Source organism: Pseudomonas sp. B7(2017), assembly GCF_002112745.1.
Classification (GTDB): Bacteria; Pseudomonadota; Gammaproteobacteria; order Pseudomonadales; family Pseudomonadaceae; genus Aquipseudomonas; species Aquipseudomonas ekonensis.
This window is the reverse complement of the sequence record NZ_NEIP01000009.1, coordinates 193,327-211,875: the sequence shown is the minus strand read 5'-3', so window position 1 is coordinate 211,875 and position 18,549 is coordinate 193,327. Positions and strand designations below refer to the sequence as shown.

Annotated in this window: 18 protein-coding genes; 14 read left to right on the top strand and 4 right to left on the bottom strand. The window is 67.0% G+C overall.

All coding sequences use genetic code 11. From position 1 onward, the window contains the following. Positions 1–38 precede the first annotated feature (38 nt). From CAG29_RS18560 to CAG29_RS18550, 3 genes are read left to right on the top strand one after another with little or no spacing between them, the layout of a single operon-like run. Positions 39–1,553, top strand: coding sequence for a TolC family protein (locus CAG29_RS18560; RefSeq protein ID WP_085582142.1), 1,515 nt, complete (start codon positions 39–41; stop codon positions 1,551–1,553). A 15-nt stretch (positions 1,554–1,568) separates the two neighbouring features. Continuing rightward, on the top strand, positions 1,569–2,354 hold the full coding sequence (locus tag CAG29_RS18555; protein WP_085582140.1) for an aspartyl/asparaginyl beta-hydroxylase domain-containing protein: 786 nt from the start codon (positions 1,569–1,571) through the stop codon (positions 2,352–2,354). Next, a complete protein-coding gene (locus CAG29_RS18550) occupies positions 2,342–3,334 on the top strand; it encodes a sulfotransferase family protein (RefSeq protein WP_085694939.1) in 993 nt (330 codons plus the stop codon). Before CAG29_RS18555 ends, CAG29_RS18550 begins: the two co-directional genes overlap by 13 nt. Here CAG29_RS18550 and CAG29_RS18545 read toward each other — a convergent pair. After that, on the bottom strand, positions 3,303–4,058 hold the full coding sequence (locus CAG29_RS18545; RefSeq protein WP_085694938.1) for a slipin family protein: 756 nt from the start codon (positions 4,056–4,058) through the stop codon (positions 3,303–3,305). The genes CAG29_RS18550 and CAG29_RS18545 overlap by 32 nt on opposite strands. A 2-nt stretch (positions 4,059–4,060) precedes the next feature. Then, a complete protein-coding gene (locus CAG29_RS18540; protein ID WP_085582133.1) occupies positions 4,061–4,591 on the bottom strand; it encodes an NfeD family protein in 531 nt (176 codons plus the stop codon). 193 nt (positions 4,592–4,784) lie between these two features. Between CAG29_RS18540 and CAG29_RS18535 the strand changes: the two genes are divergently transcribed. Beyond that, the gene (locus CAG29_RS18535; protein WP_085582131.1) at positions 4,785–5,246 is read left to right on the top strand and encodes an aminoacyl-tRNA deacylase; all 462 of its coding nucleotides are present in this window, start codon (positions 4,785–4,787) and stop codon (positions 5,244–5,246) included. A gap of 115 nt (positions 5,247–5,361) precedes the next feature. Further along, positions 5,362–5,607: a DUF2789 domain-containing protein gene (locus tag CAG29_RS18530; RefSeq protein ID WP_085631829.1), complete on the top strand. Its 246-nt coding sequence runs from the start codon at positions 5,362–5,364 to the stop codon at positions 5,605–5,607. Positions 5,608–5,610: 3 nt separating this feature from the next. Here the strand turns inward: CAG29_RS18530 and CAG29_RS18525 are convergent, their stop codons facing one another. After that, a complete protein-coding gene (locus CAG29_RS18525; protein WP_085582127.1) occupies positions 5,611–5,892 on the bottom strand; it encodes a type II toxin-antitoxin system RelE/ParE family toxin in 282 nt (93 codons plus the stop codon). After that, a complete protein-coding gene (locus CAG29_RS18520) occupies positions 5,889–6,167 on the bottom strand; it encodes an antitoxin of toxin-antitoxin stability system (protein ID WP_085694951.1) in 279 nt (92 codons plus the stop codon). The genes CAG29_RS18525 and CAG29_RS18520 overlap by 4 nt, the downstream gene beginning before the upstream one ends. Positions 6,168–6,355: 188 nt before the next feature. On the opposite strand from CAG29_RS18520, the gene CAG29_RS18515 reads away from it, so the two are divergent. From CAG29_RS18515 to pgaB, 9 genes are all read left to right on the top strand, one after another. After that, the gene (locus CAG29_RS18515; protein WP_085632032.1) at positions 6,356–6,784 is read left to right on the top strand and encodes a MarR family winged helix-turn-helix transcriptional regulator; all 429 of its coding nucleotides are present in this window, start codon (positions 6,356–6,358) and stop codon (positions 6,782–6,784) included. Further along, positions 6,781–8,853 (top strand): FUSC family protein, encoded by a 2,073-nt coding sequence (locus CAG29_RS18510; RefSeq protein ID WP_085582125.1) that lies wholly within the window; start codon positions 6,781–6,783, stop codon positions 8,851–8,853. The genes CAG29_RS18515 and CAG29_RS18510 overlap by 4 nt, the downstream gene beginning before the upstream one ends. Then, positions 8,850–9,059, top strand: coding sequence for a DUF1656 domain-containing protein (locus tag CAG29_RS18505; protein ID WP_085582123.1), 210 nt, complete (start codon positions 8,850–8,852; stop codon positions 9,057–9,059). Before CAG29_RS18510 ends, CAG29_RS18505 begins: the two co-directional genes overlap by 4 nt. After that, positions 9,056–9,943, top strand: coding sequence for an HlyD family secretion protein (locus tag CAG29_RS18500; protein ID WP_085582121.1), 888 nt, complete (start codon positions 9,056–9,058; stop codon positions 9,941–9,943). Before CAG29_RS18505 ends, CAG29_RS18500 begins: the two co-directional genes overlap by 4 nt. Further along, positions 9,940–11,382 carry an efflux transporter outer membrane subunit gene (locus tag CAG29_RS18495; protein WP_085582119.1) on the top strand — a complete coding sequence of 481 codons (1,443 nt, stop codon included), beginning with the start codon at positions 9,940–9,942 and terminating at the stop codon, positions 11,380–11,382. The genes CAG29_RS18500 and CAG29_RS18495 overlap by 4 nt, the downstream gene beginning before the upstream one ends. A gap of 91 nt (positions 11,383–11,473) precedes the next feature. After that, entirely contained in the window at positions 11,474–12,109 is a 636-nt protein-coding gene (locus CAG29_RS18490; protein ID WP_085582117.1) for an NADH:ubiquinone oxidoreductase subunit N, read from the top strand. 191 nt (positions 12,110–12,300) lie between these two features. After that, positions 12,301–13,806 carry a YdgA family protein gene (locus CAG29_RS18485; protein ID WP_085582115.1) on the top strand — a complete coding sequence of 502 codons (1,506 nt, stop codon included), beginning with the start codon at positions 12,301–12,303 and terminating at the stop codon, positions 13,804–13,806. Positions 13,807–14,058: 252 nt separating this feature from the next. Continuing rightward, positions 14,059–16,539, top strand: a complete 2,481-nt coding sequence (pgaA, locus tag CAG29_RS18480) for a poly-beta-1,6 N-acetyl-D-glucosamine export porin PgaA (RefSeq protein ID WP_085694937.1) — start codon at positions 14,059–14,061, stop codon at positions 16,537–16,539. 12 nt (positions 16,540–16,551) lie between these two features. Then, positions 16,552–18,549, top strand: a complete 1,998-nt coding sequence (gene pgaB / locus CAG29_RS18475) for a poly-beta-1,6-N-acetyl-D-glucosamine N-deacetylase PgaB (protein ID WP_085656652.1) — start codon at positions 16,552–16,554, stop codon at positions 18,547–18,549.

Sequence of the window (18,549 nt, the reverse complement as noted above, 5' to 3'; positions counted from 1 at the left end):
CAACACACCATTTGTAGGACCCAAGGGGCGATCCAGGGATGAAGAAGAGTCAGAAGTTGTTCGGCGCCAGCCTGCTGGCGCTGGCGATCAGCGGATGTGCAGTCACCAGTGAGCCGATCGAGCGCAGCGTCAGCGAACAGCGCGCCCGAAGCGATCTGCAGAACATGTACAAGGGCCAGGAGCCGCTGCACGGCCCGCTGACCCTGCACCAGGCCATGGCCCGGGCGGTGAAGTACAATCTCGAAGGCCGGCTCAAGGTCATGGAGGAGGCGCTGGCCAAGCGGCAGCTCGACCTCGCCAGCTTCGACATGCTGCCGCGCATGGCGCTGGACGCCGGCTACGTGGGGCGCAACAACGTCAGCGCCTCCAGCAGCCAGAGCGTGCGCACCGGCACCCAGTCCCTGGAACCGTCGACCTCCCAGGACCGCGACCGCGACGTCGCCGACCTGACCATGGTCTGGAACGTGCTCGACTTCGGCGTCAGCTACATCAGCGCCAAGCAGCAGGGCGACCAGCGCCTGATCGTTCAGGAGCGCCGGCGCAAGGTGATCAACACCATCGTCCAGGACGTGCGCTCGGCCTACTGGCGGGCGATGGCCGCCGAACGCCTGCTCAAGCAGATCGATGCCTTGATGGCCCGGGTCGACACCGCCCGGCGCAACAGCCAGAGCATGAGCGACCAGCGCATCGGCGACCCGGTGCAGGCCCTCGGCTACCAACGCTCGCTGATCGAGGCGACCCGCCAGCTGGAGGAGCAGCGCCGCGCGCTGTCGCTGGCCAAGACCGAACTGGCGACCCTGATCAACCTGCCGATGGGCTCGGAGCTGACCCTGGCCACCGACGACGGCTACCAGATCCCGGAACTCAAGGTCGACCTGGCCAAACTGGAACAGGAAGCCCTGACCAACCGTCCGGAACTGCGCGAGCAGGACTACCAGACCCGCATCAGCGCCGCCGAGACCCGCAAGGCCATGTTGCGCATGCTGCCGGGGCTGGAGTTCTCCGCCGGCGGGCACTACGACAGCAACTCGTTCCTCGTAGAGCAAGGCTGGGCCGACTACGGCGTGAAAGTCACCTGGAACCTGTTCAACGTGATCTCCGCCCCGGCGGCCATCGACGTGGCCAAGGCCGGCGAAGAAGTCGCCGCCGCACGCCGTCAGGCGATGTCGGTGGCGGTGCTGGCCCAGTTGTACGTGGCCAACGCGAACTATCAGGAGGCGCTGCGCCAGTTCAAGACCAGCCAGCAGTTGTCGGAGATCGACGGCCAGATCGTCGGTCAGTTGCGCAACCGCCACCAGGCCGCCGGCATCGGCGAACTGGACCTGATCCAGGGCGAACTGAACAACCTGCAGGCCGACCTGCGCCGCGACCTGGCCTACGCCGACCTGCGCAACGCCTACGGCCAGATCTTCGCCAGCGCCGGGCTCGATCCGCTGCCGGATCAGGTGCAGTCGACCCAGGTGCAGTCGATCGCCACCGCCCTGGCCAACCGCGAAGCGGCGTGGGCCTCGGGCGACATTTCGGTGCCGGTGGCCCATGCCCCTGCGCAGTGATGCGCCCGGTGTCCCATGAGCCGGCCGGCCTACTCGCGGTTGCCGGTGGCGGTGGATCTGCCGCTGCTGCGCCAGGCGCTGGCGGCGATTGACGACAGCGCCTGGCGGGGGCATTTCAACACCGCGTACTTTGCCGGCGACTGGAGCGGCGTGGCGCTGATCTCCGCGGCGGATGCGTTCACCGAACTGTCGCCCGGCCAGGCTGCGCCGGTGCCCCGCGGGCCCTGGCTCAACGACCGCCGCTGGCGCCAGGCGCTGCGTGGCCTGCCGTTGCAGATCGTCAGCGCCCGGCTGCTTCGGCTCGGGCCGGGCGGGCAGATCCACGAACACCGCGACTACGACCTGGAAGGCCCCGAGGCGGATCTGCGCCTGCACATCCCGCTGCTCAGCCCGCCCGCCGTGGATTTCTGGCTGGACGGCCAGCGCATGCCGATGCAGGCCGGGGAGTGCTGGTTCCTCGACCTGTCGCGGCCCCACCGGGTCGACAACCGCGACAGCAGCGTTCGGGTTCATCTGGTGCTCGATTGCCGTCCCTGCCCTTGGCTTGAGCGGATGATCGGCGAAGGCCTGGCGGACACGCCGGCCCCCGGCACCGAAGACACGGCCCTGCAGCAGTTTCAGCGGCAAGTGGCGGACGATCCGGCGCTCAGCGCGACGCTGCAGGCCGTGCAGGATCCCGAGCGCTTCATCGATTGCGCCGTGGCGCTGGCCGCCGAGCGCGGCCTCGCGCTCACGCCTCAGGCCCTGCGCGCCGCGATGCGCAACGGACGGCGGACATGGAACGAACAATGGCGCGCATGAATTTCGACGGCTGGCTGCCGATCCGCATCTGGAGCGAGGCCGGGCAGTGGCAGGTGGACTGGTGCTGGTTCGGCGATGCGCCGTTGCGCCAGCCGTTTTTCCGCGATGCGGTGGACGACGCGCTGCGGCTGCCGTTCAACCAGGCCTTGCGCCGGCAGACGCCGCTGTCGGCGCTGACGGACTGGCAGGCGCACAGCCCCGGCCTTGCGCCGAGCGCGTTCATCCTGCATGCCTCGCGCTGCGGTTCGACCCTGGTCAGCCAGATGCTGGCCCGGCTCGATGACCACATCGTCGTGTCCGAGCCGCCGCCCCTCGATGCCCTGCTGCGCAGCGACCTGCCGGCGCCCGAACGCCGGGCGGCCATCGCCGGGCTGCTGTCGGCCTACGGCCAGCGTCGGCGCGGCGGCGAACAGCGGCTGGTGATCAAGCTCGACGCCTGGAACATCGGCGAATGGCCGCTGCTGCGCGAATGCCACGGGCAGACGCCGTGGCTGTTCGTCTACCGCGACCCGCTGGAGATCGCCGTCTCCCATATGCGCCGTCCCGGCATGCACATGGTGGCGGGCATGCTCGGCGACTGCGTGCTGGACGACGGCCTGCCGTTCGAGGGGCGCGAAGACTTCATCGCCCGGCGCCTGGGGCGTCTGCTGGAGGCCGGGTGGGTGCATTGCCGCGATTCCGGCGGGCTGGCGGTGAACTACAGCGAATTGCCCGAGGCCATGACCGGGCACCTGGCGACGTTTTTCGGATTGAGCGCCGAGCAGTGCCTTCGGGCATCGGCGGCGACCGTGCAGCACGCGAAACAGCCGGCGCAGGTGTTCGTCGCCGACGGCGAGGACAAGCGCCGCGAAGCGTCGGCGCTGCTCCAGGCGCGGGTCGAGCACTACGCCGGGGCGCCTTACCGGGCGCTGGAGGCGTTGCGGCAGGACACATCGTGCGCCGAGGTCATTACGGTTTCGTCAGGTCGCTCATCCCTTTGAGCAGCTCGATCGGCAGCGGAAAGACGATCGTCGAGCTCTTGTCCCCGGCGATCGAACTCAAGGTCTGCATGTAGCGCAGCTGCATGGCGCCGGACTGGCGCCCCAGCATCTCGGCGGCCTGCATGAGCTTCTCGGAGGCCTGCAGTTCGCCTTCGGCGTGGATCACCTTGGCCCGCCGCTCCCGTTCCGCCTCGGCCTGCTTGGCGATGGCGCGCACCATCGATTCGTTGAGGTCGACGTGCTTGATCTCGACGTTGGCGACCTTGATGCCCCAGGCGTCGGTCTGGGCGTCCAGCACCTGCTGGATGTCGATGTTCAGCCGTTCCCGCTCGGCCAGCAGTTCGTCCAGCTCATGCTTGCCCAGCACCGCGCGCAGGGTGGTCTGGGCCAGTTGGCTGGTGGCCATGAGGAAGTCCTCGACCTGGATGATCGCCTTCTGCGGGTCGAGCACGCGAAAGTACAGCACCGCGTTGACCTTCACCGACACGTTGTCGCGGGTGATCACGTCCTGGGGCGGCACGTCGAGGACGATGGTGCGCAAGTCCACCCGCACCATCTGCTGCACCACGGGGATCAGCAGGATCAGTCCCGGCCCCTTGACCTGCCAGAAGCGCCCGAGCTGGAACACCACGCCCCGTTCGTACTCGCGCAGGATGCGGAACGTCGAGCCGGCCAGGGCGATGAGCAACAGCAGCAGCGCGACAAAACCGATTTGCAGACCCATGATCACTCTCCGAGCGGTGCCGCGTCAGCCGCGGCCACTTGCAGCAACAGGCCCTTGCGGCCCACCACCCGCACCGGTTGCCCGGTGTGCAGCGGCGTGGGGCTGAGCACCTGCCAGCGTTCTCCCTGCAATTGCACCCAGCCGCTGCGGGCATCGCCGGGCTCCACGACGGTGACCGCCGTCACGCTGCCGAGCAGCCCGGCGTCGCCGCTGACCGGCCGGCGCGGCCGGGTCTTGAGGGCCCGCCAGAGCAGCGCGGCCAGCAGCACCGCACTGACCAGACCCAGGCCGAGCATCATCGGCACCGGCAGGCCGACGTCACCCAGGATCAGCGCGCCGACCACGAACATGACAAGGCCGGCCAACCCGACCACACCGTAGTTGGGCAGCACGGCTTCGGCGATCATGAACGCGATGCCGAGGGTGATCAGCCACAGGCCCACCGGGTTGACCGCCGGCAGCGGGGCATCCGCCGCCAGGGCTGCTCCGCTGAGCAGCATCGACAGGGCAAGCGCACAGCAACGGGTGTTCACGTGACCCTCCGGGAGCGTCAGGGGCTTACCTACAGTCTAGTTGAGCCTGCACCTGGATGATTTTTGATCAGTCCGGGCAAGCCGCCAGTGGGCGGAAATCCCTGTGCGGGCGGCCCGGCGGACTAGACTTTGTGGACGGCAACAGCATTCATGACCGTCCGCCGCACAGCGCCGGCGGGCATCGAGGTGCATCATGCGTATGGCAAGAAAGGTGCAAAGCAGCCTGAGACAGGCGCAATGCGAATATGACATCGTCGCTCATCCGCACTCCTCCAGCAGCCTGGAAACGGCGCGGGTCGCCGGGGTGCCGGCGGAGCGGGTGGCCAAATCGGTGATCCTCGACGATCGCCACGGGCACTACCTGATGGCCGTGCTGCCGGCCAGCCATCATCTGGACCTGAGCAAAGTGCCCGATGGCGGGCAATGGCAGATCACCCGCGAAAGCAACCTGGCGCACCTGTTCGACGACTGTGAACGCGGCGCGGTGCCGCCGCTGGGCGACGCCTACGGGCTGGACATGGTCATCGACCCGCTGCTGACCCGGCAGAAAGACATCTACCTGGAGGCCGGAAACCACAACAACCTGCTGCACATGAGCATCCCTGAATTCCTCAAGGCGGTGCCCCATGCGCAGGTGCGGGAGCTGAGCGATTAGCTACCGCCCTGCGGTGCACGACGCAGGACCTGCGCAAGCGAGCCTGTCCGCGATGACGGCGGCAGGCGGGCTCCCGCAGTCTTTCCTTTGCCCGTGACTTTCGAAGGAGCCAGACATGGAAAACCCGACCCACAGCCTTTCAGCGTTGTTCAAGCAACTCGGCCTGGCCAGCGATCCGGCCGGCATCGACCAGTTCATCGCCACCCATTCCCCGCTCAAGCCGGAACTGCACCTGGCCGATGCGTTTTTCTGGAACGAGGCGCAGAAGGCCTTTCTGCGGGACGAGATTCTGGATGACGCGGATTGGGCGGAGGTGGTGGATCAGTTGGATGTGATGTTGAGAAAGGGAAGGGCCGGGTAGTCGTCACTGCGGCAATGGCCATCGTCGAGCGGTATGGATCAGCGCCAGAATCCACACCGCCTCTTGCTCGATCTGGTAAACGAGACGGTAGCTGGGATGAGGAATGATCTCGCGCGTGCCGGCGATGATGCCGACGGGGCCGATGTTCGGGTTCCGGGAGAGGCGGGACACCGCCTCGCTGAAGCGGGTGTCCATGTCTGCGGCGGCTTTTGGGTTCGCTTCGTAAAGGTAATCCCAAATCTGTGCACGATCCTGTGCGGCGGTTGGTGTCCATATAATCTTCATTCTTGACTGTCTGCCCGCCTGCGCCTTGCGGCGAATTGAGCTTCAACGTCTTCGTTCGACAGGCCGTCACCCAAGCGGACGGCATCGCGGGCGATGTCGACCTTGCGTTGCAGAAAGGCTTCGTACTCCCGTGCTTCCCGTTGTGTCCGCACAAAGTCGCGCATCATTTCCCGCACGATCTGCGAAGCAGGGCGATGGCTGGCTTCGGCCTCGGACATGAACTGTTCGCGCAATTCCGGTTCAAGCTTCATTGTGAAAACGGCTTGTTTCGACATCATGTCGTTCCTCGATTTAGGTACTGACGAAGTATATACGCCGTCAGTACCAATCAAGGAGCTTCACTGCGACCAACGGATCAATTTGTTTCAAAACTTGACTGAAATTCCCCGCCAATGCCATATTGATAGTTAGCAAACTAACAGTATGTGCCTTGCCCGTGTCCGATAACCTCGACATCCTCCAGATGAACATCAGCAGTGCCATGGTGGTGGCCGCCCGTCATTGGCGCAAAATCTGCCAGACCACGCTGGTCAACTACGGCATCTCCGAAGCCTGCGCCGTCCCGCTGCTGATGATCGGGCGGTTGGGCGAAGGCGTGCGTCAGGTGCAGGTGGCGCAGGCGGCGGGGATGGAAAGCCCGTCGCTGGTGCGCCTGCTCGATCAGCTGTGCCACGCCGGGTATGTCTGCCGCAGCGAAGACCCCCAGGACCGCCGCGCCAAATGCCTGAGCCTGACCGACACCGGCCGCGAGCTGGTGCAGGCGGTCGAGGCTGAACTGGTGCGCCTGCGCCATGAGGTGCTGGAAGGCATCGACCGGCGCGATCTGGAAGCTACGCTTCGGGTATTGAAGGCTTTCGAGGCGGCGCGTCCGCCGGCGGTGACCCATCCGTGAACGGCTTCTTTTCCGGCTTTCCTCCGGCCCGGGACTGGTTCTACGGGATCCGCACCTTCGCCGCCTCGATGATCGCGCTGTACATCGCCCTGCTCATGCAGATGCCGCGTCCGTACTGGGCGATGGCCACGGTGTACATCGTCTCCAGCCCGTTCCTCGGTCCCACCAGTTCCAAGGCCCTGTACCGCGCCATCGGGACGTTCCTCGGTGCGGCGGCCGCGGTGCTGTTCGTGCCGATGTTCGTCCAGAGCCCCTATGTGCTGGTGGTGGTCATCGCGCTGTGGACGGGGATCCTGCTGTTTCTCTCGCTGCACCTGCGCACCGCCAACAACTACGCCTTGATGCTCGCCGGCTACACCTTGCCGCTGATCGCCCTGCCGGTGGTGGACAACCCGTTGGCGGTGTGGGACGTGGCCGAGGCGCGCACCGAGGAGATTTTCCTCGGCATCGCCGTAGCCGCAGTGGTCGGGGCGATGTTCTGGCCGCGCCGGCTGGCCCCGGTGTTCAACGACGCGGTGGGCAAGTGGTTCGCCGACGCGACGACCTACAGCCTGCGCTTCCTCGGCCGCGACGTGCGCCCGGAAGAGATCGGCGCCCTGCGCATGGCCATGGTCGGCAGCTTCAACAGCCTCGAACTGATGATCGGCCAGTTGCCCCACGAAGGCGCCCGGCCGCAGACGGTGCGCAACACCAAGGAACTGCGCGGGCGGATGATCCACTTGCTGCCGGTGATCGACGCCCTCGACGATGCGCTCTATGCCCTTGAGCGCCGCACGCCGGAGCTGGTGGAGCGTTTCGCGCCGCTGCTGACAGCCACCGGCGAGTGGCTCGGCCACAAGGACGCCGACCTCGGGCGGTGGCAAACCCTGAAGGATCGGCTCGACGCCCTGCAGCCGGATGCCGAAGCCCTGGACGACCGCAGGCAGTTGCTGTTCTCCAACGCGCTGTACCGCCTGGCCGAGTTCATCGACCTGTGGCAGGACTGCCGTTCGCTGCAGGACGCGATCCTCTGCGAGCGCCAGGACAGCTGGCGCGCGGTCTACCGGCACTGGCGCCTCGGGCGACTGACGCCGTTCCTCGACCGCGGGCTGATGCTGTATTCGGTGGCCTCGACCATCCTGGCGATCATCGTCGCGTCGGTGCTGTGGATCCTGCTGGGCTGGACCGACGGCGGCAGCGCGGTGATCCTGGCGGCGGTGTCGTGCAGCTTCTTCGCCTCGATGGACGACCCGGCGCCGCAGATCTACCGGTTCTTCTTCTGGACCGCGATGTCGGTACTGTTCGCCAGCCTGTACCTGTTCCTGGTGTTGCCCAACCTGCACGACTTCCCGATGCTGGTGCTGGCGTTCGCCGTGCCGTTCATCTGCGTCGGCACCCTGACGGTGCAGCCGCGCTTCTACCTTGGCATGCTGCTGACGCTGGTCAACACCTCATCGTTCATCAGCATCCAGGGCGCCTACGACGCGGATTTCTTCGCCTTCGCCAACTCCAACCTGGCAGGTCCCATGGGGCTGCTGTTCGCGTTCATCTGGACGCTGGTGGCCCGGCCGTTCGGCGCTGAGCTGGCGGCCAAGCGCCTGACCCGGTTCAGCTGGAAAGACATCGTCCACATGACGGAGCCGGCGAACCTCGCCGAACACCGGCAACTGGGCGTGCAACTGCTCGACCGCCTGATGCAGCACCTGCCGCGCCTGGCGCTGACCGGGCAGGACACCGGCATCGCCCTGCGCGAAGTGCGGGTGGGGCTGAACCTGCTCGACCTGCTGGCCTACACCCCGCGGGTGCCCGGCGCGCCGCAGGCGCTGCTGGAGCAGGTGGTGGCGGAAGTCGGCGATTACTTCCGCGCCTGCCTCAAGGCCGGCGAGCGCCTGCCGGCGCCCAGCCCCTTGCTGATGACGATGGACCGCACCCGCCGTGCCCTCAGCGGCCACGGCGATGACGAAACCCGGCTGCACCTGTTGCATGCCCTCAGCGGCCTGCGCCTGGCGCTGCTGCCCGGCGTCGAGTTTCTCGGCAACGCCGAACCCGAAGAACCGTTGCCTCACGGCATCGATGGAGCCCCCCTATGATCGGTGACCTGGACATCAGCGGCATTTTCCTGCCGACCCTGCTGATTCTGATGGGCATCACGTACCTGCTGTTCCTGCTGGTGCACGGCGTGCTCACGCGCCTGCACTTCTACCGCCTGGTCTGGCACCGGGCGTTGTTCAACGTGGCGCTGTACGCCTTGCTGCTGGGCGCCGTGGATTCCCTCAGCCGATACCTGATGACATGAAAAAACCGTTTTTGACGCTCGGCCGCACCGTGCTGACCCTGTTGATCGTGACGTTCGCCGTCGTCGTCGTGTGGCGCATGGTGATGTATTACATGTTTGCGCCCTGGACCCGCGACGGGCATATCCGCGCCGACATCGTGCAGATCGCCCCGGACGTGTCCGGGCTGATCCAGCAGGTGGAAGTGAAGGACAACCAGCCGGTCAAGCGCGGCCAGGTGCTGTTCAGCATCGACCCGGACCGTTTCCGCCTGGCCCTGCGCCAGGCCAAGGCCACCGTCGCCGACCGCGAAGAGACCCTCGCCCAGGCGCAGCGCGAGGCCAAGCGCAACCGGGGCCTGGGCAATCTGGTGCCGGCCGAGCAACTGGAAGAGAGCCTGTCGAAGGTCGCCCGCGCCCAATCGGCTCTCGCCGAAGCGCTGGTGGCGGTGGACAGCGCCCAGCTCAACCTCGACCGCTCGGTGATCCGCAGCCCGGTGGACGGCTACGTCAACGACCGGGCGCCGCGCGCCCAGGAGTTCGTCACCGCCGGTCGGCCGGTGCTGTCGGTGGTCGACAGCAACTCTTTCCACATCGACGGCTATTTCGAAGAGACCAAGCTGGACGGCATCCGCGTGGGCCAGGCCGTGGACATCCGGGTGATCGGCGACCGTGCGAAGCTGCGCGGGCACGTCGAAAGCATCGTGGCCGGCATCGAGGACCGCGACCGCACCAGCGGCAGCAACCTGCTGCCCAACGTCAACCCGGCCTTCAGCTGGGTGCGGCTGGCGCAGCGCATTCCGGTGCGCATCGCGTTCGACGACGTGCCCGAGGATTTCCGCATGATCGCCGGGCGCACCGCCACGGTGTCGATCATCGAGGACGGCCGGCAGGAGTCCGCGCAATGAACCGGGCGCTGATGGTCGCCGGGCTGGGTGCGCTGCTGTCGGCCTGTCAGGTGGTCGGGCCGGACTATCACCTGCCGGGCGAAGCGGCGGTGCAGCGCCACGACCTGCAGGGCGAACTGGCGGTGGACGGCAAGCCGGTGGTGTCGGCTCCGGTGCCGGCCGACTGGTGGCGCCTGTATCAGGATCCTCGGCTCAACGAACTGGTGCAGCAGGCCATGGCCTCCAACACCGACCTGCGGGTGGCGGCGGCCAACCTGTCGCGGGCTCGGGCCCGGGTCGACGAGGCCGAGGCGGCCGGTGGCTGGAGCGGCGGGGTGAAGATGGGGGCCCAGCGCCTGCAGGAGTCCGGTGAAGCGTTCCTGCTGCCGGAAAAGGTGCCGGTGGACAACATCGGCGAGATCGCCATCAGCGCCTCTTACCAGTTCGACCTGTTCGGCAAGCTGCAACGTGGCATCGAAGCGGCCAAGGCCAGCGCCGACGCGACCCAGGCCGCCGCCGACACAGCCCGCATCACCCTGGTGGCGGATGTGGTGCGCGCCTACACCCAGGTCTGCGCCGCCAACGAAGAGCGCGAAATCGCCCAGCATTCCCTCGACCTGCAGGACCAGAGCACTCGGCTCACCCAGCGCCTGCGCGATGCCGGCCGGGGCGACGAGACCCAGGTCACCCGCTCCCAGACCCAATTGAAATCCCTGCGGGCCGACCTGCCGCGCTACGAGGCTGCGCGCCAGGCCGGGCTGTTCCGCCTGTCGATGCTGCTGGCCAAGCCGGTGGCGCAACTGCCGGCCGGCACCGCCGGGTGCGCCGAACTGCCGAAGGTCGCGCAACTGATGCCCGTCGGCGACGGCGCTGCGTTGCTCAAGCGCCGTCCCGACGTGCGCCAGGCCGAACGGCAACTGGCCGCCGCGACCGCCGGCATCGGCATCGCCACCGGCGAGCTGTACCCGGACATCAGCTTCGGTGCGACGATCGGCACCGTCGGCCTGCTGGACGACCTCGGCAAACCGTCCACCAACCGCTGGGGCTTCGGCCCTTCGTTGAGCTGGAACGTGCCGACCAACGGCGCCCGGGCGCGCATCCGCGAGGCCGAAGCGTCGACCCAGGGCGCCCTGGCGCATTTCGACGGCGTGGTGCTGAACGCCGTCCGCGAGACCCAGACCGGCCTCGCCCAGTACAGCGCACAGTTGCAGCGCCGCGAGGCGCTGGCCGATGCCGAGCAGTCGGCGAAACAGGCAGCGGAGCAGACCCACCGCTTCTACCAGGCCGGCCGCGCGTCGTTCCTCGCCGACCTGCAGGCCACCCGCACCTACACCGATGTGCGGGCGCAGCTGGCGTCGGCCAACACCCAGGTCGCCCTGAGCCAGATCGATCTGTTCCTCGCCCTGGGCGGCGGCTGGGAAAGCGGACGAACGCAAGCGTCGGGCACCGGCAAACCCTGAGGCCGTTGCTATGCTTTGAAGTGTTGGAAGGGCGCCCGGTGCAAGGCGTCCTTGCAGCGCACTGGGCTTGCGCAGGTCGGGGAAACCAATAATGAAAAACCCTTACGCTCTTGGCTTCTGGTGCGCCCTGGTAGCGCTGGTGCTGCTCTCGGCCACCTATTTCTACGGCATCATGCTGGCCCATCAGATCGACAAGGCCATGGTGTTCCTCGACAGCGCCGTGGCCTTGATCGCGGTCATGGGGATTGTGGTGGTGGCCTGGGCCCTGGTGCAGGTCCGGCGGCTGAAGCAGCGCCAGCTGGAGCAAAGCAAGGTGCTGCTGCTGATCTGGGACACCAAAGTCGCGCTGCGCCGGGTCGAGACCGTGTTCGACCGGTATTTCTGGGGCAGCTACTGGCAACCGGGGCGCACCTTCGCCGAAGTCATGGGCGAACTCACCGGCACGCCGCTGGAAAAAAGCCTGGATGCCCTGAAAAAGCAGTGCCTGGAGCTCGACAAGCAAGTCGCCAGCGACGGCTGGCACTGGCTCAACAACGCCCGCGAACTGTCCGACGTCGCCACGGCCATGGCCCGCGAACGCTATCAGCTGGACTTCTGCGACCCGCGCAACGACGGCCCCGGCGGGGCGGTGATCGACCGGGACTTCGAAGTGCTGGTGTTCACCTGGACGGCGCGGCTCAAAAGCTTCGACCATCAACTGGACGAGATCGAGGTGCAGTATTCCTGAGCCCGCCAAGGCGCCATCGAGCTCACTGCCATCCCCTCGCCATGGACACTCTTTAACCTTTAAACACTGGGCCCTCACGGGGCGCCAGTGCTAATCTGCACCGCTAAATCCAGCGGAGTCGTGCCGCGGCCCGATCACGGGTTCAAGGAAGACGACCACACTTTCAGCCACGGAAATCGATCGGGTCATTCATGAATAAATCAGCAGGCGTGCTTCTGGGAATCGTTGTTGCCATCGGCGCCATCAGCGCCGGCGGGGCGTGGTACACCGGCACCAAAATCGAAGGCGTGCTGAACAACGCCGTCGCCAACGCCAACAAGGAACTGCAGGCCGCCATGGCCGGCTCCAACGGCAGTGCGTCGCTGGAGCTGGTGTCCCTGGAGCGCCACACCTTCAGCAGCACCGCCCAGTACCGCCTCAAGGGCGAGGGCGAGATGTTCGGCGAGGCGCCGGTCGAGCTGCTGTTCACCGACCGCATCGAACACGGCCCGCTGCCGTTCTCGCGGCTGGCGTCGTTCAAATGGCTGCCGGTCATGGCCAGCAGTCACTATGAGCTGGAAAAGACCCCGCTGACGGAAAAATGGTTCGCCGCCACCAAGGGTGCCGCGCCGCTCAAGGGCGTGGTCAACATCGGCTACGACGAATCCACCACCGGCACCCTCGAACTGCTGCCGCTGGAAACGGCGCTGGACGACAAGTCGAGCCTCAAGTTCTCCGGTCTGAACATGGACATCTCCGCCAGCGCCCAGGCCCAGAAGGTCAAGGCCAACGGCTACATGGACAGCCTGCACCTGACCACCGTCGCCGAAGACGAGGCGCCGGTGCAGATCGAGCTCAGCGGCCTGACCCTGGCCAGCAACCTCACCAAGAGCACCTACGGCTACTACACCGGGGAGAACACCCTGGAGCTGACCAACAGCAAGACCACCTTCGGCGCCAAGCAGTCGGTGCTGGGCATCAAGAACTTCGAGATGAAGAACCTCACCGAAGAGACCGGCTCCAGCGCTTCGGGCCGCGCCGACTACAAGATCGGCGAGGTCACCCTCAACGACAAGAAGATCGGTTCGGCCAACCTGGCCATGAGCCTGAAGAACCTCGACATTCCGTCGACGATGTCGCTGATGCAGATCTACCAGACCAAGCTGCAGCCCTACGAGAAGGCCGCCGCCGAAGCCGCAGCCGCCGGCCTGCCGGCGCCGGAGCTGAACCTGACCCCGGCCGAAGAGGCCCAGGTCAAGGCCGACCTGCAGAAACTGCTGGCCGCAGGCCCCCAAGTGGCGCTGGAGAACCTGTCGCTCAAGACCGCCAACGGCGAAAGCCGCGCCAATCTGGTGATCGACCTGGCCAAGCCGCAGTCGATGGATCTGCCGCCGGACCAACTGGGCAAGCAACTGATCGCCCTGCTTGACCTCAACGTGCTGGTGTCCAAGCCGATGCTGGTGGACCTGATGAGCGTTCAGGCGCAGCTCGACGGCCAGACCGACGCCAAGGCCATCGTCGACCAGGCCAGCGCCGCCACCGACATGTTCGCCGGCATGGCGGTCGGTTCGCAGTTGGCGACCCTGGACGGCACCAACGTCACGACCAAGCTGCACTACGCCGCCAACCAGGTGGAGTTCAACGGCCAGAAGATGACCGTCGAGCAGTTCGTCGGCTTCCTGATGAACAAGTTCGCCGGCGTCAGCCAGGTTCAGTAACCGCTGCGCACCGCCACGGCGCCCGGCCTCTGCGCAACGCAGACGCCGGGCGTTTTGCTATCTGGCGCCTGGGTTTTCGTTCGGTAGGAAAACCGTCACTGCAATTCTGAATAATTATTGCGTTGTCGATATTGGTCTACGCTTGCGTGCAAGACTGCCTGGATAAGCTTGGCCGGGTCTGCGATTCGGCCGCCGTTACGAATGGGCAAGGAGGGCATTGCGACCCGGCTGGCCATGTAAGGATGCTGACGAATGCCGCGTATTGATGTTCCTGTATTGCATCGTGGTTTACGCCCATTGTTCCGAGTCGCGCTGTGCAGCCAGTTGCTCTGGCCGGCACTGGGGTTCGCCGATACGGCCTACGACCGAATGGTGCTCGACGCCCGGGCCGGCCACTATGCGCCCGCGCTCGATGCCCTGCGCCAGGTGCCGCCGGCCCAGGCCACCGCCGGCCAGGTCAGCGACCACCTGCAGATCGCCAGTTGGGCCGGGCTCGACGCCGAAGTGGTGCAGGTCTACGAGACCCAGGGCCGCGGCCGCACGTTGCCGGTCCAGGCGCTGACCGCCACCGCCCGGGCCTACCGCAACCTCAAGCGTTGGGATCAGGCGACCCAGGTCTACAACCAGGCCCTGGCGCTGGATCCGGGCAATGCCGACCTGCAACTGGGGTTGGCCCTGACCCAGGCCGACGCCGGCAAGCCCGACGAAGCGGTGACCCGCGCCAAGGCGCTGGTCGCGGCCAGGCCCGACGACCCCTCCCGCCGGCTCGCGCTGGGCTATGCCCTGACCCGTGCCGGCAAGCAGTACGACGCGCTGCACGAATACGATCAGGCGTTCGTCCGCGCCGGCAGCAAGCCGGAAGTCGCCCGCGAATACGTGGCGGCCCTGCAGAAGGCCCGTCTGCCGGAGCCTGCGCTGCGCCTGGCTGACCAGCGTCCGGGCCTGATCGACCCGGTCACCCGGCGTCGCCTCGAAGGCGACCTGGCCGCCGAGCGGGTGCGCCTCGCCGACCTGGCCACCCGCAGCGAGAAGGAACGCTACGTCATCGCCGACCGGGCGCTGACCGACTACGACAAGCTGCTGACCACCTGGACGCCGGACGCCAGCGCCCACGACGACGTGACCCGCTGGCGCATCGACCGCATGGGCGCGCTCCGGGCCCGGGCGCGCACGGCCGACGTCATCGGCGAATACCAGAAGCTGCAAGGCGAAGGGGTGAAGATCCCGACCTACGCCCTGCGCTGGGTGGCGGCGTCCTACCTGGACCAGCGCCAGCCGGAGATCTCCACCGACCTCTACCGTCAGGTGCTGACAGCGCCGGACGCCGATGCCGGCGACCGCCTGGAAGACACCACCGGCCTGTACTACTCGCTGCTCGAAAGCGACCGCGCCGAAGAGGCCCGCAAGGTCGCCGAGGACCTGGCCAAGTCCCAGCGGCCGCGCATCGAGCTCAAGGGCTTGCCGGTGGGCAACCCCAACGACGAATGGATGGACGCCCAGCAGCTCGCGGCGCAGGCCGGCACCTACGGCTCCGACCTGCCCCACGGCGAAGAGCGCCTGCAAACGTTGGTCGACCAGGCGCCGGGCAACATCGGCCTGCGCCTGGCCCAGGCCGACCTGTACCTGGCCCGGGACTGGCCGCGCCGCGCCGAGAACCAGCTCAAGGAAACCGAAAGCCTGGTGCCGCGGGACATGGGCCTGGAAGTCGCCCAGGCCCACACCGCCATGGACCTGCAGGAATGGCGGCAGATGGATGCGCTGACCGACGACGTGGTCGCGCGCTTCCCCGACAACCGGCAGGTGCAGCGCCTGGCCCGTCAGCGCGAAGTGCATGACATGGCCGAGCTGCGCGTCGAAAGCTACGGCGGCAAGGCTTACGGCGGCGGCAGCGGCGATGCCGGCGCGGTCAGTGGCAGCCGGGACTTCGGCATCGAAAGCACCCTGTACAGCCCGCCCATCGATGAAGACTGGCGGGTGTTCGCCGGCGTCGGCTACGCCACCGGCGACTTCACCGAAGGCACCGGCCACCACCGCTTCCAGCGCGTGGGCCTGGAGCGCCGCACCCGCGACATGACCCTGGAGGCGGAAATCTCCAACCACTCCTACGGTTTCGGCGACAAGCAGGGCGCCCGCCTGGCGATCGCCCGGGACATCGACGACCACTGGCAATACGGCGGCAGCCTTGAGTACCTCTCGGCGCAGACCCCGCTGCGCGCGCTGAACAGCGGCATCAAGGCCAACGGCGGCAGCGGTTTCATCCGCTGGCGGGCCAACGAGAGCCGGGAATGGAAGCTGGCGGTCAGCCCGTCGCACTTCAGCGACGGCAACAACCGGGTCGAGGCGCTGCTCACCGGCCGCGAAGGCGTGTACAGCGCGCCGAACCTGCAGGTCGACGCCGGCCTTGAAGTGGGCACCAGCCACAACTCCAAGTCCGATGACGTGCCGTACTTCAACCCGAAGGCGGACTTGAGCGTCATGCCGCTGCTGAACGTCAACCACGTGCTCTACCACCGTTACGAAACGGTCTGGAGCCAACAGTTCCAGCTGGGCGCGGGCACCTACAGCCAGCGTGACCACGGCACCGGCGGCATGGCGCTGATCGGCTACGGCCAGCGCTACGCCTGGAACGACGTGTTCGAAGTGGGCGGCCTGTTGAGCGCGATCAACCGGCCCTACGACGGTGATCGGGAAACCGATCTGCGTCTGCTCGTCGACCTCACTTTCCGCTTCTAGAAGAGTCTGAAGATGCCTCTGATTTCGCGATTCATCCTTTTGCTGGGCGCGCTGCTGGCCAGCGCCTGCGCCCAGCAGGCCCCGGCCTTCCTGCCGCCGTCGGAGCGCCCGGTGGCGGCCAGCGAAAAGCCGTGGCCGAAGAACCACGTGCTGGGCATCGCCTACCACGACGTCGAAGACCGTGACCCCGACCAGGCCGTGGTGGCGGTGCGCACCGAGCGCATGATCGAGCAACTGGCGTGGCTGCGTGAGAACGGCTACCGGCCGGTCACGGTCGATCAGATCATGGCCGCGCGCAAGGGCGGGCCGGAACTGCCGCCCAAGGCGATCCTGCTCAGCTTCGACGACGGCTATTCCAGCTTCTACACCCGCGTGCTGCCGGTGCTGCGCGCCTACAACTGGCATGCGCTGCTGGCGCCGGTCGGCACCTGGATCGACACGCCGCTCAACCAGCCGGTGGACTTCGCCGGCACCCCGCGCCAGCGCTCGGACTTCCTGACCTGGGATCAGGTGCGGGAAATCTCGCAGTCGGGGCTGGTGGAGATCGCCGCCCACACCGACGCCAACCACAAGGGCATCCTCGCCAACCCCCAGGGCAACCTGCAGCCGGCGGCGGCGACCCGGCAATACAACGCGGTCACCAAACGCTACGAGACCGAGGACGAATTCCGCGCGCGGATCCGCACCGACGTGGCCGCCATCTCCGAGAAGATCCGCAAGGTCACCGGCAAGAAACCGCGCATCTGGGTCTGGCCGTACGGCACGGCGGACGGCACCTCGCTGACGGTGGTGGGCGAGCAGGGCTACGAGATGGCCCTGACCCTCGACGACGGCCTCGACGCCCTCGACAACCTGATGAGCAGCCCGCGTTTCCTGGTGGCCTCGGATCCGGACGGCGAGCACTTCGCCAACAGCATCGTCTCGGTGCAGGCCGAATCGCCGATGCGCGTGGTGCATGTTGACCTGGACAACGTCTACGACCCGGATCCGGCGCAGCAGGACGCCAACCTCGGCAAACTGGTGCAGCGCATGGCCGACATGGGCGCCAACACGGTGTTCCTGCAGGCCTTCGCCGATCCCCAGGGCGACGGTCTGGTGCATTCGCTGTACTTCCCCAACCGCCACCTGCCGGTGCGCGCCGACCTGTTCGACCGTGTCGCCTGGCAGCTGCGCACCCGTGCCCACGTGAAGGTCTATGCGTGGATGCCGGTGCTGAGCTTCGCCCTCGACGCGAAACTGCCGCGGGTCACCCGTTGGGATCCGCAGACCGGCGCCGTGTCGGTCGATCCGGACCAGTACAAGCGCCTGTCGCCGTTCGATCCCGAGGTGCGGCGGGTCGTGGGCGAAATCTACGAGGACCTGGCGCGCCTGACCTCGGTGGACGGCATCCTCTACCACGACGACGCGGTGCTTTCGGACTTCGAGGACGCCGGCCCGCAGGCGCTCAAGGTCTACGCGGCCAACGGCCTGCCGGGCTCGATCGGCGCGCTGCGCGACGACCCGGCGACGATGCAGCGCTGGACGCGTTTCAAGAGCCGATACCTGATCGACTTCACCCAGGAACTGACCGCCAAGGTGCGGGCGATCCGCGGCCCGCAGGTGCTGACCGCGCGCAACATCTTCGCCGAACCGATGCTCAATCCGGCGAGCGAAGCGTGGTTCGCGCAGAACTTCGACGATTTCCTCGTCACCTATGACTGGACGGCGCCGATGGCCATGCCGCTCATGGAGAAACAGACCCACGCCCGCTCCGGCCCTTGGCTGGAGTCGCTGGTGGCGACCGTCAAGGCTCGCCCGGGCGCGCTCGACCGCACGGTGTTCGAGCTGCAGGGCCGGGACTGGACGAAAAAGGACCAGGCCGAAATCGACGGCGCGCAACTGGCCGAGTGGATGGGCGTGCTCAAGCGTCAGGGCGTGACCAGCTTCGGCTATTACCCGGACAACTTCCTCGAGAACCTGCCGGACCTGAAAGCCGTGCGGCCTGCGCTCTCCAACAAATGGAACCCATGA

Bases quoted from the DNA above. Each gene is read 5' to 3' on its own strand.
- CAG29_RS18560 (WP_085582142.1), top strand. From the start codon at position 39: ATGAAGAAGAGTCAGAAGTTGTTCGGCGCCAGCCTGCTGGCGCTGGCG.
- CAG29_RS18555 (WP_085582140.1), top strand. From the start codon at position 1,569: ATGAGCCGGCCGGCCTACTCGCGGTTGCCGGTGGCGGTGGATCTGCCG.
- CAG29_RS18550 (WP_085694939.1), top strand. From the start codon at position 2,342: ATGGCGCGCATGAATTTCGACGGCTGGCTGCCGATCCGCATCTGGAGC.
- CAG29_RS18545 (WP_085694938.1), bottom strand. From the start codon at position 4,058: ATGGGTCTGCAAATCGGTTTTGTCGCGCTGCTGCTGTTGCTCATCGCC.
- CAG29_RS18535 (WP_085582131.1), top strand. From the start codon at position 4,785: ATGCGTATGGCAAGAAAGGTGCAAAGCAGCCTGAGACAGGCGCAATGC.
- CAG29_RS18530 (WP_085631829.1), top strand. From the start codon at position 5,362: ATGGAAAACCCGACCCACAGCCTTTCAGCGTTGTTCAAGCAACTCGGC.
- CAG29_RS18525 (WP_085582127.1), bottom strand. From the start codon at position 5,892: ATGAAGATTATATGGACACCAACCGCCGCACAGGATCGTGCACAGATT.
- CAG29_RS18520 (WP_085694951.1), bottom strand. From the start codon at position 6,167: ATGTCGAAACAAGCCGTTTTCACAATGAAGCTTGAACCGGAATTGCGC.
- CAG29_RS18515 (WP_085632032.1), top strand. From the start codon at position 6,356: ATGAACATCAGCAGTGCCATGGTGGTGGCCGCCCGTCATTGGCGCAAA.
- CAG29_RS18505 (WP_085582123.1), top strand. From the start codon at position 8,850: ATGATCGGTGACCTGGACATCAGCGGCATTTTCCTGCCGACCCTGCTG.
- CAG29_RS18500 (WP_085582121.1), top strand. From the start codon at position 9,056: ATGAAAAAACCGTTTTTGACGCTCGGCCGCACCGTGCTGACCCTGTTG.
- CAG29_RS18495 (WP_085582119.1), top strand. From the start codon at position 9,940: ATGAACCGGGCGCTGATGGTCGCCGGGCTGGGTGCGCTGCTGTCGGCC.
- CAG29_RS18490 (WP_085582117.1), top strand. From the start codon at position 11,474: ATGAAAAACCCTTACGCTCTTGGCTTCTGGTGCGCCCTGGTAGCGCTG.
- CAG29_RS18485 (WP_085582115.1), top strand. From the start codon at position 12,301: ATGAATAAATCAGCAGGCGTGCTTCTGGGAATCGTTGTTGCCATCGGC.
- pgaA (WP_085694937.1), top strand. From the start codon at position 14,059: ATGCCGCGTATTGATGTTCCTGTATTGCATCGTGGTTTACGCCCATTG.
- pgaB (WP_085656652.1), top strand. From the start codon at position 16,552: ATGCCTCTGATTTCGCGATTCATCCTTTTGCTGGGCGCGCTGCTGGCC.